The sequence below is a fragment of the Pseudomonas sp. GW821-FHT07F05 genome (assembly GCF_059418765.1).
Genome location: NZ_JBWKQL010000010.1, coordinates 153,222 through 165,380 on the forward strand (window position 1 = coordinate 153,222; position 12,159 = coordinate 165,380).

A 12,159-nucleotide genomic window follows, 5' to 3' on the forward strand; every position below is an offset into this window, starting at 1 on the left:
TAATGGCCGGAAGGTCTGCCGGCGCTTTGGGGTCAGCATATGCCTGAGGGTCGGAGGAGCCGGGTGCAAAAACGACAGGGGAATTGCCGAAAGCGTCAAGAAACGACAAAGGGCATAGGCATGACGACGCAGCAGGTCCTCACGATGATGCAGCCATTCAGGCAGGGGGGCGCTCTGGGGCGGAATTCAGAAGTCGGGAAGATACGCCCAAACAAAAAAAACGAGGGTGACTAACGTCGTCAATGTGACTAGAGCCACCTGAGCCAACATCATGTATTTGAATTTTTTTGGGAATGTATCGACCTGCTCCAAGTCGATGGCGCCCAGTTTCAGGAACATTTGGGGCCGAAGGAACATCGCGCTTACGATGGCTAATTTTCTGATATCTCCTAGAAACCCGGTCCCGATCTGGAACAAACTAGAGTCCGTGACCGCTAAACAGTTATCCAGTGATTTATTGATCTTGTTTCGCAGATACAACGTTATCAACACCGTATACAACAGAGTGACTACGAAAAGGATACACATCGTCAAAACGATAAAGTCATGATCCGCAGAATGAATGGCGCCACCATGACGATAGTGTCCGCTTCTAATTATCATAATGACCTCCGGGCCGATCGCAAAAAAGCTGCCAGCTACTAATAGCTTCACGCACCCTGCAAATACAACCAAAATACTTATATGCTTACATTAATGATGCCACCCTTTGAAAATAGCTCTCACCAGCGTCGGCTGCTATTTCGGTGCCAATGGAGATATTCTTCAAAGCATATGAAGTCGTTAGAAATCATAAAAGTAGAGCCAGGCACGAAACACCAACATGGCCGTAAAAAAAATGATATTTAGAAAAAACGGCACCACGATCAATAGTTTCCATTTTTTTGGAAAGTCCACTACCTGCCGAACATCAATGACTCCTCGCTTGAGGAACAGCTTAGGGAAAATTAAGATACACGCCACAGTGCCTACCCTATAGACATCTCCGATAAATCCCAAGCCACCAAAAGTGGCCTTGATATCTACAATTATGGAACATCGAGAAAGACGGCTGTCCACCTCGTCCCTTACCCACCAGGTGATGAATAGCAGCACCAATAAGTTCAGGATTCCAGGGATCATTATCGAAGTTGCAACTAGGCCAGGTACGATATCTTTCATTGAGAGACCTCATAGAGTAACTCGCCCGTCATCTCGCCTCCCTTACCTCCTATCTCGCCCCCCAACCAACCCAATATCCCAGCAGTGATGACACCGCAGGCGAGTGCACCCGGACCTGTTGTAAGCCCCAACCCGGTAACGCAAATCACAGTAGCCACTCCCGCGCCGGCCGCAGCGCCCCCCAAATTACCAACCAGCTTACTCCCCTCAACATACTTCGCCTTCGTACACTCATCCTCCCGGCCCGTCGAGCAAGCCGTCTTGATATCAACCGCCGTCGAAGCTGTATCGAGAACTATCCCCACATAAGCTCCTCTTTTTATTAGCTTCGCCGCTTTGGCAATGCCGCTCGTTTTTTCGGCGTAGTGTCTGATCTCGCCAGTGTGCAGGTAGCTTTTAGTTGAGATCCCCAGCATTCGCCGGATTGAGCCTGTGTTCCGCAGTCCTGCTCCCAGACTAAGAAAGCCTTTCAGCAGCTTTTCGAGTTTGTCGAAAAGCTGGCGGCGTTTGGTATAGAACAGATTTCGTTCGATCAGGGTTCCCGAGGCCATGTGTTGCTTATGCAGGGCATCGATGCTGTCGAGCGTGGTCTTGATCTGCTCCAGATGCTTTTCCCAAGCGTCAGCAGCCATTCCGATACCGATTGAGGTATTGCCAAGTAGCCGCGTGATGAGTTCGTGGTTGGCCACGATGAAGTCGTCGCCTCCTGCGTCGTTATCGATGAGGCCCTGATGGGTCATCGTAGCAAGCCTCATGAGTTCGGCTTCTTCAGACGTACACGCAGAGGTTAGATCATCGGGGACGATGACGATTTCTCCCGCCGCTACGGTGGAATTGCGGATGTGGGCATTAAGCACATCGAATTTATCAGCCGCGCGGCGTCCCAAGGGCAGTTTTGCCTTGATAGAAAAATAGGTCTGCATCTGATCATTGATGAAGCTGTAAGGCCGCGACATAGACGACCCTCACGCGTAAATCGTGTTTTTGATACGGTCCCAGCCACCCGTCACGTTGCCGCCCCCACCACCATCGCCACGACGCTGCTGAACGTAGTTGGTTTTGATACGTCCGTAATCGAGCTGCACCACTTCGCGGGGCACGCCGTCGGTGGCACTGTGGCTGTAGTCAGAAATGATCACTTCCTCTAGCACGATCTCAAAGTACTTGAGCTTTTCGCCGCCAGCGCGGTGCACCGCGATGGTTACTTTTTTGAAATGCTGGCCTGCGCAGCTCGCTTGCATCAGTTTGGCGCTTGCCGAATCAAGGAACTTGGAAAAGTTGAATGTGGTGACAGTGGTCCGGCCCGACGAGGCGCCACCCGCCGAGGTTGCGGTCGCCGATGCGCTCTGATGGGTACCGAAGTTATAGCCGAGGATTTCAATCCAGTTCTTGTGCTGGTCGTCGAGGCTCTCACCCGGGATGCCGTCGAATTGGATAAATGCGTCGAGCGCCATGAGTTCTCTCCCTGAGTTGCTGGGTTATTTGCGTGTGCCGGTTAACGGCGCGGATTGGATCCTACCCAAAGAAACTCGCTACAAAAACCCTGATGGAAAATTTCAGACTTTTCCGTAGGACGGTTCTTTTACCCAGTGGAGATTCGACAAATCTCCCTTCTTGACGCATCAAAAGGCCAAGCATCGCGAGCTAAAACGGCTGGAAAAGTGTCGAAACCGTCAACAAGCGACGCCGACTAACGGCGTCCGGACGGTTACCGCATTTGATACCTGTTCATTGCCTCGCGCTTGGGCGAGAATCCAATCCATCTCTGACTCGGAAAGCCCTAATGAAAACCATGTTTCTGGCTCTGGCTCTATTCGCGACAGGCGCACACGCAGCAGCCACTCCGGCCGCCGACCCCTGTGAGGGCCTTGAAGAAGATCAGCAGACGCTTGAGTGCTCGGTATACACCCGCGACACGGCGGAGAAGTTGCTGATCGAGAATGTGCAGAACGTGCTTGAGCGCGTGCAGACGCAGTTCGGGGCGAATAAGGCCCAGGCCGAGGAATTCGCCACCAAACTCAAGGCGGCTCAGGAAGCCTGGAAAAAACTGCGTGACGCGGACTGCGCAGTGGAAGTGTTCCCCGCCAAACCGGGTACCAAGGAATTCAATATCGATCAGAACGATTGCCTGACCCGCGCCAGCGACGAACGATCGGAGTATTTGGACACCGTCGCGCAGTCTGAGTGATCCCGAATGCGCTACCCTTGCGCCCTTCCCGAGCTCAAGGTAGGCACATGAACATCTGCGGCGTAGAAATCAAAGGCAGCGAGGCCATCTTCGCTGTCGCCACTCGCGCATCTGGCGCGCTCGAACACATCCCACTGCCGACCAAAAAGATCGCACTCGAAGACGACGATGAAGCCGTCAACGTGAAAGCGTTCGCCCGCCAGATCGAGGCGTTCGTGCGTGATAACGGCATTGGTCATATCGCCATCAAAAAGCGCAGCAAGAAAGGCGAGTTCGCCGGCGGCCCGACAACGTTCAAGATCGAGACCATCTTTCAGCTGCTGGAAGACTGCGACGTCATCCTGCTGTCGCCCCAGACCATTAATGCTCAGATGAAGAAGCACAGCTTTGAACTGCCCGCAGCACTGAACAAGTATCAGCACGAGGCGTACAAAGCGGCGTGTTCGGCGCTGATGAAGACCAAGTAGAAAGGTCTGCACCCGATCGCTTGCTCGGTGGTGGGCCGGGGTTAAACCGACTGTAGGACCGGCTTTAGCCGGGAAGGCGTCAGGCGCCACCACCTTAAACTGAGGGTGCTCAACCGGGCCTATTCCCGGCTGAAGCCGGTCCTGCTGAACGAGCCGGAGCCTGAAGAAGACGAAAGCCGCCCGCCGGGTCATTTATACCGAATTATAGTCGCGACTATAATTCACCATAATTGAGCATCAAACAGCCTTCACCTCGCGCGCGCGCCCTCGATCCTCCCTCGGGCACAGCACAAATCTCGCCCTGTAGCTGCGGGTGAAATACGACGGCGATTCAAACCCGCAGGCGATGCTGACTTCCAACACGCTCATATCGCTCTGGCGCAGCAGTTGCCTGGCTTTTTCCAGCCGCAGGCCGAGGTAGAAGTTGCTCGGCGTGTCGTTCAGGTGCAGGCGAAAGAGCCGTTCCAACTGACGCCGCGTCACCTGAATCCCCTCGGCCAGTTCCAGCGTGCTCAGCGGCGGCTCGGTGTGCTGCTCCATGACGCCAATCACCTGAACCAGTTTTTTGTTGTTGATGCCGTAGCGCGTGGCGATCTGCATGCGCTGGTGGTCTTTGCGCTGGCGTATGCGCCCAAGGACGAACTGCTCGGAGACCTTGATCGCCATGTCCGGGCCATGCGCCTGCCCGATCAGGTCGAGCATCATGTCGATGGAGGCCGTGCCGCCGGCCGACGTAATGCAGCGCCGGTCGATCTCGAACAATTCCTGTGTTGCTTGCAGCCGGGGGTAGGTTTCCTTGAAGGCGTCCAGGGCCTCCCAGTGCAGGGTCAGGCGATAGCCCTCCAACAAACCGGCTTGGGCGAGCACGAAACTGCCGGTGTCGATCGCCCCTAGAACCACGCCTTCCAGGTCCAGCCGACGCAGCCAGTGTTCCAGCGTGCCGGTGTAAAACTTCAGCGGATCGACGCTGCCCATCACCCACAGGGTCGCACCCTTTTTCAGTGGCTCAAGCGCCGCGTCGGCGTTCACCGACATGCCGTTGCTGGCAATCACGGGACCGCCGTCGACGCTCAGGATGTGCCAGCGAAACAGCTCGCCACCGAAGCGATTGGCGACGCGCAAAGGCTCCAGCGCCGAGACGAAGCCCATCATCGAAAAGCCGGGCATGAGCAGAAAGTAGAAATCCTGGGACATCGTTGGCGCGTTCCTTGGGATTTGCGGGATAGGGCGTCCTGAGCCCGATCATCAAATACACCTCTTGCCGATGGGCAGCAACAGCACAGGTCGCTGCTGTGCAAGACCGTGTCGCCGCTGTGCGTTTTGAGGGGTTCGCCGCTGCGTAGCTTTGCACCTCAAAAGCGGAATGCAAATGTCCGCGTCACTGCCTGGCCTGCAAGGAACCTCACCCATGAATCACGACGTCATCATCACCTGCGCACTGACCGGTGCTGGCGACACGACCGGAAAAAGCCACCTGGTCCCGATCACGCCCAAGCAGATTGCCGCCGCCGCAGTCGAGGCCGCCAAGGCTGGTGCGACAGTCGTGCACTGTCATGTGCGCGATCCTCAGACTGGCAAGTTCAGCCGTGACGTCGAGCTGTACCGCGAAACCATGGACCGCATCCGTGAAGCCGACATCGACATCATCGTCAACCTGACTGCGGGCATGGGCGGCGATCTGGAAATCGGCCCGGGCGAACGTCCGACCGATTTCGGCCCCGGCATCGATCTGGTCGGTCCGCTGACCCGGCTGGCGCACGTTGAAGCGCTGCTGCCGGAAATCTGCACGCTGGATTGCGGCACCCTCAACTTTGGCGATGGCGACACCATTTACGTGTCCACGCCCGCGCAACTGCGGGCCGGGGCCAAGCGTATTCAAGAGCTGGGGGTAAAAGCGGAGCTGGAGATTTTTGACACCGGCCACCTGTGGTTTGCCAAGCAGATGATGAAAGAAGGCTTGCTCGACAACCCGCTGTTTCAGCTATGCCTGGGTATTCCGTGGGGCGCGCCGGCGAACACCACCACGATGAAAGCCATGGTCGACAACTTGCCCGCCGATGCGGTGTGGGCCGCCTTTGGTATCGGCCGCATGCAAATGCCGATGGCTGCGCAGGCGGTATTGCTCGGCGGCAACGTGCGGGTCGGTCTGGAGGACAACATCTGGCTCGATAAAGGTGTGCTCGCCAGCAACGGCGCACTGGTCGAGCGGGCCAGCGAAATCCTCAGCCGACTGGGCGCCCGGGTTCTGACTCCCGCAGAGGGCCGCGTAAAGATGGGGCTGAAGAAGCGGTTTTGATCCCTCCACAAATCCTACCGTGCAGGAATGAGCTTGCTCGCGATGACGGTGTGTCAGTCACACATGCCGCACCGTATAAATAGCTATCGCGAGCAAGCTCACTCCCACAAGGGCTTCGACACTTTTTCGAGTAACCGACATGAACTTCATCACCACCATCAAAACCTTCGCGGCCTTGGGCAGCGGTGTCATTGGCAGCGGTTGGGTGGCGCGCGCGCTGGCTCACGGCCTGGATGTCGTGGCTTGGGACCCGGCGCCGGGAGCAGAAGCGGCGCTGCGCAAACGCGTCGCCAACGCATGGCCGGCCCTTGAACAAAAAGGCCTAGCTTCGGGCGCCTCCCAGGAACGCCTGCGCTTCGTCGACACCATCGAAGAGTGCGTTCGCGACGCCGACTTCATTCAGGAAAGCGCCCCGGAGCGTCTTGACCTCAAGCTGGATCTGCACAGCAAGATCAGCGCGGCGGCCAAGCCTGACGCGATCATTGGTTCCAGCACCTCCGGCCTGCTGCCATCGGAGTTTTACGAGAACGCCACCCACCCGGAACGCTGCGTGGTGGGTCATCCGTTCAACCCGGTTTATCTGCTGCCACTGGTGGAAGTGGTCGGCGGCAAAAACACTGCGCCAGAAGCGGTGCAGGCAGCGATTCAGGTCTATGCATCACTCGGCATGCGCCCTCTGCATGTGCGCAAGGAAGTCCCTGGTTTTATTGCGGATCGCTTGCTGGAAGCGTTATGGCGTGAGGCGCTGCATCTGGTCAACGATGGCGTGGCGACCACAGGCGAAATCGACGACGCGATCCGATTCGGCGCCGGTCTGCGCTGGTCGTTCATGGGCACCTTTCTGACGTACACCCTGGCCGGCGGCGATGCGGGCATGCGCCACTTCATGGCGCAATTCGGCCCGGCGCTGCAGTTGCCGTGGACCTATCTCCCGGCGCCCGAGCTGACCGACAAGTTGATCGATGACGTGGTTGATGGCACCTCGGATCAGCTCGGTAGCCACAGCATTGCGGCGCTGGAGCGGTATCGCGATGACTGCCTGCTGGCGGTGATTGAAGCGGTGAAAACCACCAAGGCCAAGCATGGGATGGCGTTTGAGGACTGATACGCCAGTGCCCTATCGTCTGAACTGGGGCCTTCGCGAGCAAGCTCGCTTCTACAGGGGATCGGGAAATACTGTTCTGATGTGCACCCGAAATTTCGCGGTGGCGCTTGCCGTCTTCCCGGCTAAAGCCGGTCCTGCATTGGTTCACGCAAGACCTGTGGAAGTGAGCTTGCTCACGAATAGGCCCGTTCAGCTCAACAAGATTTCAGCCATGGGAATCCTATGCCAGCGCTCATTACCTTCAAAACCCCGGTCCTCGCCGATTGGGTCGACTACAACGGTCACCTCCGCGATGCTTTTTATTTGCTGATTTTCAGCTTCGCCACAGACGCCTTCATGGACCGAATCGGCCTCGCCAGTGACGATCGGGATGCGAGCGGCCACTCGCTGTTCACGCTCGAAGCACATATCAACTTCCTGCACGAAGTGAAGCTCGGGGAAGTGGTGGAAGTGCGTACGCAAATCATCGGACACGACCGCAAGCGGGTGCAGCTTTATCACGGGCTTTACAAAGCAGAAGGGGATGTCGAGTTGGCAGCGAGCGAGCAGATGCTGTTGCATGTGGATCTGGCCGCCGGGCCGAAGTCGGCGCCGTTCAGCGAAACGTCACTGCAGGCGTTGCGATTGTTTACTGAAGCACAGCGTGACCAGCCTGACCCAATGTATGTCGGCCGAGTCATCGGACTGCCGAAATAACCTTCGCGAATCACAGCCACAAAAAAGCCCGCATCGCTGCGGGCTTCTTCATTGCTGCAAATCGATCAGAAAACGATCAGTTCACTTTGGCGTTCAGCTCGCCCTTGGCATAACGCTCGAACATCTTCTCCAGAGAGATCGGCTTGATCTTGGAGGCGTTGCCGGCGGTGCCGAATGCTTCGTAACGGGCGATACACACGTCGCGCATGGCCGATACAGTTTTTGCCAGGTACTTGCGTGGGTCGAACTCGCTCGGGTTTTTCGCCATAAACTCGCGGATGGCACCGGTGGACGCCAGACGCAGGTCGGTGTCGATGTTGACCTTGCGCACGCCGTGCTTGATGCCTTCAACGATTTCTTCGACCGGCACGCCGTAGGTTTCTTTGATGTCGCCGCCGAACTCGTTGATGATTTTCAGCCATTCCTGCGGAACGGAAGAAGAACCGTGCATCACCAGGTGGGTGTTCGGGATGCGCTTGTGGATTTCTTTGATGCGCTCGATCGCCAGAATGTCGCCGGTAGGCGGCTTGGTGAACTTGTAAGCGCCGTGGCTGGTGCCAATGGCGATGGCCAAGGCATCGACCTGGGTTTTCTTGACGAAATCAGCTGCTTCTTCCGGGTCGGTCAACATCTGGCTGTGATCCAGCATGCCTTCTGCGCCGACGCCGTCTTCTTCACCGGCCATGCCGGTTTCCAGCGAACCCAGAACGCCCAGTTCGCCCTCAACCGAAACGCCGCAGGCGTGAGCCATGGCGACGGTTTCCTGCGTCACGCGAACGTTGTACTCGTAGTCCGCAGGGCTTTTGCCGTCTTCGCGCAGCGAACCGTCCATCATGACCGAGCTGAAGCCCAGCTGGATGGAACGTTGGCAGATGGCCGGACTGGTGCCGTGGTCCTGGTGCATGACCACCGGGATGTGCGGGAATTCTTCGATTGCCGCCAGGATCAGGTGGCGCAGGAACGGGGCGCCAGCGTATTTGCGCGCACCGGCCGAAGCCTGAACGATCACCGGAGAATCGGTCTTGTCGGCCGCTTCCATAATGGCGCGCATTTGTTCCAGGTTATTCACGTTGAATGCAGGGACGCCGTAACCGAATTCGGCTGCGTGGTCCAACATCTGGCGCATGCTGATAAGTGCCATTGTCTGTCTCTCTCCCGGTGGGGTCGTTAATCGTGCGTGCCGTATTGGCGGCTATTCAAATTATAGGGGTCGATTGCTCAGTCATCGTCCCGGTGCAGCCTCGCTCGAACTGCTCGGCCCTTTACGGCGCCTTGCAGCCACGACCGATCAAATCGTTGGTAGCGTCCCAGTAGACCAGGCCTTCGCTGCCTTTGTTGTCGAACGCCAGCACGCCGTTACTGTAGAGCGCGCCGGAAGCTCCGGGCGACGCTTGCAGACGGAATACCTGCTCGCTCTGATTGAGGCGTACATCGACCTCTTTCTTAGCGGCATCGGCGTACTTCCAGAAAATCTCGGCTTTGCTGTCGCAGACCCAATGGGTCCAGGGGGCTGCCGGTTCCGAAGCCTTCATGCTGGCGCAACCGCTCAGCAGCATCAGTGTCGCAAGGGCTAACAAGCCTTTCATTACTACTCCTGAATCGCCTGCATCGCGCGACGGATGTCGATCATGGCAGGGGCAATGCTGTTCCTGTATTCCGGCGCACCGTCAGCTGAGAATCAGTGGTCGACTGAAAATCAGTGACAGGGGACTGGTCCCATGGCAGGCATGAATTCGTATTTTTCCCAGACCTCAGGCCCGCCACGCTTGTAAACGATCGGTACGGTTTCCGCCTGCCAGCCCGCCTGATAGCAGCTGACCTGAAGCAATCCCGGTGCCGCGCTGGACGCCGTCTCCGCTTCAGGCTTGCTTGCGCAGCCGACCAGCAAACCCGCCATGATCAACAGCGGTAATGGCTTGACCATTTCACTCCCCTTCACCTTGGCCGGTCAGGCCTTGGCGCGTTGTTCCAGAACTTCCACAGCAGGCAGAACCTTGCCCTCGACGAACTCGAGGAACGCACCACCGCCTGTAGAGATATAGGAGATTTTGTCGCCTACACCGTATTTGTCGATGGCGGCCAACGTATCGCCGCCGCCTGCGATCGAGAAAGCAGAGCTCTCAGCGATTGCGTGAGCCAGCGTCTTGGTGCCTTCGCCGAACTGATCGAACTCGAATACGCCGACCGGGCCGTTCCAGAGAATAGTCTTGGAAGATTTCAGCAGTTCGGCGAAGTGCGCAGCTGTTTGAGGACCGATGTCGAGGATCATGTCGTCCTCGGCCACATCGGCGATCAGCTTGACGGTCGCTTCCGCATCGGCGGCGAATTGTTTGGCAACCACCACGTCCACCGGCAAAGGCACGCTGACCTTGGCGGCGATGGCTTTAGCGGTCTCAAGCAGGTCAGGCTCGTACAAGGATTTGCCAACCGGATGACCTGCCGCTGCCAGGAAAGTATTGGCGAGGCCACCGCCGACGATCAGCTGATTGCACTTCTGGCTCAGGCTGTTGAGCACGTCCAGTTTGGTGGAGACCTTGGAGCCGGCCACGATGGCCGCCATTGGTTGGGCCGGATTGCCGAGGGCCTTGCCCAGCGCGTCCAACTCGGCTGCCAGCAAAGGACCGGCCGCGGCGATTTTGGCGAACTTGGCCACGCCGTGGGTCGAGCCTTCCGCACGGTGGGCGGTGCCGAAGGCGTCCATCACGAACGCATCACACAAAGCGGCGTACTTCTGCGCCAGCTCGTCAGCGTTCTTCTTTTCGCCCTTGTTGAAGCGCACGTTCTCGAACAGCACGATATCGCCCGCCTTGACGTCGACACCGTCCAGGTACTCCGTGACCAGCGGCACTTCACGACCGAGCGCCTTGCTCAGGTAGTCAGCAACCGGCTTGAGGCTGTTCTCGGCAGAAAACTCACCCTCGGTGGGGCGACCCAGGTGCGAGCAGACCATGACGGCTGCGCCTTTCTCCAGCGCCAGCTTGATGGTGGGCAGCGACGCGAGAATGCGGGCATCGCTGGTCACCACGCCGTCTTTGACCGGAACGTTGAGGTCTTCGCGGATCAGTACACGCTTACCTTGCAGATCGAGGTCGGTCATCTTCAACACGGTCATGAGGCATTCCCTGTTTTTACTATTGTTTATGAATGGTGTGCAGGTAGTGATCGGCGACATCCAGCATGCGATTGGCAAAACCCCACTCATTGTCGAACCAGGCCAGGATGTTCACCAGCCTGGGGCCCGAGACCCGCGTCTGGCTGGCATCAATGATGGCCGAGTGCGGGTCGTGGTTGAAATCGCAACTGGCATGCGGCAATTCGGTATACGCCAGCAGTCCCTTCAGCGGGCCGCGGGTGGCGGCCTCGCGCAGGATGCGGTTGATCTCGACGGCATCGGTATCACGGGCGACCTGCAGCGTGATGTCCAGGCACGAGACGTTCACCGTCGGCACACGAACTGCTTTGGCCTGAATTCGGCCGGCAAGTTCCGGAAGCAGCCGCTCGATGCCGCGCGCCAGACCAGTGGACACCGGGATGATCGACTGAAAAGCCGAACGCGTGCGGCGCAGATCTTCATGATGATAGGCGTCGATCACCGGCTGATCGTTCATCGCCGAGTGAATCGTGGTGATGGTTACGTATTCGAGACCCAACTCGCGGTTCAGCAGGTCGAGCAGTGGCACGCTGCAATTGGTGGTGCACGACGCGGCAGACACCAGCCGCTCATCGCCCGTCAGGGCTTCCTGATTGATGCCGTAGACGATGGTGGCGTCAACGTCGGCTTCACTGGCCATGGGCTGGGAGAACAACACCCGTGGCGCGCGCGCTGAAAGAAAGCGCTCGCCGTCAGCCCGCGTGTTGTAGACGCCGGAGCATTCGAGCACCAGATCCACGTCGAGGGAGCCCCAGTCGATGCCTTCCGGCGTCGCGCTGCGAAACACTTTGATGACGTGATCGTTGATGTGCAGAAAATCGCCTTCGACCCGCACTTCGCCGGGAAACCGGCCGTGTGTGGAGTCAAAGCGCGTGAGGTATTCGAGACTGGCCATGTCGGCCAGGTCATTGATTGCCACCACTTCAAAGCCCGCTTTCGCACCTCGCTCGCACAGCGCGCGCAGCACGCAGCGGCCGATACGACCGTAACCATTGAGGGCGACTTTATAAGGGCGTGGCTGAGGCATGGGGTTCTCAACATCTTGAGTGGTACAGAGAACCTGCAGGCGCGCGGCTCTCCCGCGACCTGCCAGTT

Annotated in this window: 15 protein-coding genes; 5 read left to right on the top strand and 10 right to left on the bottom strand. The window is 57.9% G+C overall.

Annotated features, from left to right (window positions below; genetic code table 11):
* Nucleotides 1-186: 186 nt before the first annotated feature.
* The 4 genes from AC07RO_RS20010 to AC07RO_RS20025 all read right to left on the bottom strand — a co-directional run bounded on the left by AC07RO_RS20010 (nt 187) and on the right by AC07RO_RS20025 (nt 2,615).
* Nucleotides 187-654 carry a hypothetical protein gene (locus AC07RO_RS20010; protein ID WP_495086883.1) on the bottom strand — a complete coding sequence of 156 codons (468 nt, stop codon included), beginning with the start codon at nt 652-654 and terminating at the stop codon, nt 187-189.
* A gap of 129 nt (nt 655-783) precedes the next feature.
* On the bottom strand, nt 784-1,161 hold the full coding sequence (locus AC07RO_RS20015; protein ID WP_108121072.1) for a hypothetical protein: 378 nt from the start codon (nt 1,159-1,161) through the stop codon (nt 784-786).
* Entirely contained in the window at nt 1,158-2,117 is a 960-nt protein-coding gene (locus tag AC07RO_RS20020) for a hypothetical protein (protein ID WP_495009376.1), read from the bottom strand. Before AC07RO_RS20020 ends, AC07RO_RS20015 begins: the two co-directional genes overlap by 4 nt.
* Nucleotides 2,118-2,126: 9 nt before the next feature.
* Nucleotides 2,127-2,615: an Hcp family type VI secretion system effector gene (locus AC07RO_RS20025; protein ID WP_495086884.1), complete on the bottom strand. Its 489-nt coding sequence runs from the start codon at nt 2,613-2,615 to the stop codon at nt 2,127-2,129.
* 329 nt (nt 2,616-2,944) lie between these two features.
* On the opposite strand from AC07RO_RS20025, the gene AC07RO_RS20030 reads away from it, so the two are divergent.
* The gene (locus AC07RO_RS20030; protein ID WP_463584441.1) at nt 2,945-3,349 is read left to right on the top strand and encodes a lysozyme inhibitor LprI family protein; all 405 of its coding nucleotides are present in this window, start codon (nt 2,945-2,947) and stop codon (nt 3,347-3,349) included.
* Nucleotides 3,350-3,396: 47 nt separating this feature from the next.
* Entirely contained in the window at nt 3,397-3,816 is a 420-nt protein-coding gene (locus AC07RO_RS20035; RefSeq protein ID WP_192173191.1) for a DUF3010 family protein, read from the top strand.
* Between the two features lie 237 nt (nt 3,817-4,053).
* On the opposite strand, the gene AC07RO_RS20040 is transcribed toward AC07RO_RS20035, so the two are convergent.
* Nucleotides 4,054-5,010: a GlxA family transcriptional regulator gene (locus AC07RO_RS20040; protein WP_495086885.1), complete on the bottom strand. Its 957-nt coding sequence runs from the start codon at nt 5,008-5,010 to the stop codon at nt 4,054-4,056.
* A 214-nt stretch (nt 5,011-5,224) separates the two neighbouring features.
* Here AC07RO_RS20040 and cdhC point away from each other — a divergent pair, with 214 nt between their 5' ends.
* The 3 genes from cdhC to AC07RO_RS20055 all read left to right on the top strand — a co-directional run bounded on the left by cdhC (nt 5,225) and on the right by AC07RO_RS20055 (nt 7,913).
* Nucleotides 5,225-6,112: a 3-dehydrocarnitine:acetyl-CoA trimethylamine transferase CdhC gene (gene cdhC / locus AC07RO_RS20045; RefSeq protein ID WP_495086886.1), complete on the top strand. Its 888-nt coding sequence runs from the start codon at nt 5,225-5,227 to the stop codon at nt 6,110-6,112.
* Between the two features lie 139 nt (nt 6,113-6,251).
* A complete protein-coding gene (locus AC07RO_RS20050; RefSeq protein ID WP_495086887.1) occupies nt 6,252-7,217 on the top strand; it encodes an L-carnitine dehydrogenase in 966 nt (321 codons plus the stop codon).
* A 222-nt stretch (nt 7,218-7,439) separates the two neighbouring features.
* On the top strand, nt 7,440-7,913 hold the full coding sequence (locus AC07RO_RS20055) for a thioesterase family protein (protein ID WP_192173195.1): 474 nt from the start codon (nt 7,440-7,442) through the stop codon (nt 7,911-7,913).
* A gap of 76 nt (nt 7,914-7,989) precedes the next feature.
* Here the strand turns inward: AC07RO_RS20055 and fba are convergent, their stop codons facing one another.
* From fba to epd, 5 genes are all read right to left on the bottom strand, one after another.
* Complete coding sequence (gene fba, locus AC07RO_RS20060; protein WP_037018967.1) at nt 7,990-9,054, bottom strand: class II fructose-bisphosphate aldolase; 1,065 nt, start codon at nt 9,052-9,054, stop codon at nt 7,990-7,992.
* Between the two features lie 121 nt (nt 9,055-9,175).
* On the bottom strand, nt 9,176-9,499 hold the full coding sequence (locus AC07RO_RS20065; RefSeq protein WP_065991241.1) for an MliC family protein: 324 nt from the start codon (nt 9,497-9,499) through the stop codon (nt 9,176-9,178).
* A gap of 110 nt (nt 9,500-9,609) precedes the next feature.
* Complete coding sequence (locus AC07RO_RS20070) at nt 9,610-9,837, bottom strand: putative periplasmic lipoprotein (RefSeq protein WP_192173196.1); 228 nt, start codon at nt 9,835-9,837, stop codon at nt 9,610-9,612.
* Between the two features lie 24 nt (nt 9,838-9,861).
* Nucleotides 9,862-11,025: a phosphoglycerate kinase gene (locus tag AC07RO_RS20075; RefSeq protein ID WP_495086888.1), complete on the bottom strand. Its 1,164-nt coding sequence runs from the start codon at nt 11,023-11,025 to the stop codon at nt 9,862-9,864.
* A gap of 19 nt (nt 11,026-11,044) precedes the next feature.
* Complete coding sequence (gene epd, locus AC07RO_RS20080) at nt 11,045-12,091, bottom strand: erythrose-4-phosphate dehydrogenase (protein WP_192173198.1); 1,047 nt, start codon at nt 12,089-12,091, stop codon at nt 11,045-11,047.
* Nucleotides 12,092-12,159: the final 68 nt, after the last annotated feature.

Coding starts and splice junctions, on each gene's coding strand:
- epd (WP_192173198.1), bottom strand. CDS start 12,091: ATGCCTCAGCCACGCCCTTATAAAGTCGCCCTCAATGGTTACGGTCGT.
- AC07RO_RS20035 (WP_192173191.1), top strand. CDS start 3,397: ATGAACATCTGCGGCGTAGAAATCAAAGGCAGCGAGGCCATCTTCGCT.
- AC07RO_RS20030 (WP_463584441.1), top strand. CDS start 2,945: ATGAAAACCATGTTTCTGGCTCTGGCTCTATTCGCGACAGGCGCACAC.
- AC07RO_RS20075 (WP_495086888.1), bottom strand. CDS start 11,025: ATGACCGTGTTGAAGATGACCGACCTCGATCTGCAAGGTAAGCGTGTA.
- AC07RO_RS20050 (WP_495086887.1), top strand. CDS start 6,252: ATGAACTTCATCACCACCATCAAAACCTTCGCGGCCTTGGGCAGCGGT.
- cdhC (WP_495086886.1), top strand. CDS start 5,225: ATGAATCACGACGTCATCATCACCTGCGCACTGACCGGTGCTGGCGAC.
- AC07RO_RS20065 (WP_065991241.1), bottom strand. CDS start 9,499: ATGAAAGGCTTGTTAGCCCTTGCGACACTGATGCTGCTGAGCGGTTGC.
- AC07RO_RS20070 (WP_192173196.1), bottom strand. CDS start 9,837: ATGGTCAAGCCATTACCGCTGTTGATCATGGCGGGTTTGCTGGTCGGC.
- AC07RO_RS20025 (WP_495086884.1), bottom strand. CDS start 2,615: ATGGCGCTCGACGCATTTATCCAATTCGACGGCATCCCGGGTGAGAGC.
- AC07RO_RS20055 (WP_192173195.1), top strand. CDS start 7,440: ATGCCAGCGCTCATTACCTTCAAAACCCCGGTCCTCGCCGATTGGGTC.
- AC07RO_RS20020 (WP_495009376.1), bottom strand. CDS start 2,117: ATGTCGCGGCCTTACAGCTTCATCAATGATCAGATGCAGACCTATTTT.
- AC07RO_RS20015 (WP_108121072.1), bottom strand. CDS start 1,161: ATGAAAGATATCGTACCTGGCCTAGTTGCAACTTCGATAATGATCCCT.
- AC07RO_RS20040 (WP_495086885.1), bottom strand. CDS start 5,010: ATGTCCCAGGATTTCTACTTTCTGCTCATGCCCGGCTTTTCGATGATG.
- fba (WP_037018967.1), bottom strand. CDS start 9,054: ATGGCACTTATCAGCATGCGCCAGATGTTGGACCACGCAGCCGAATTC.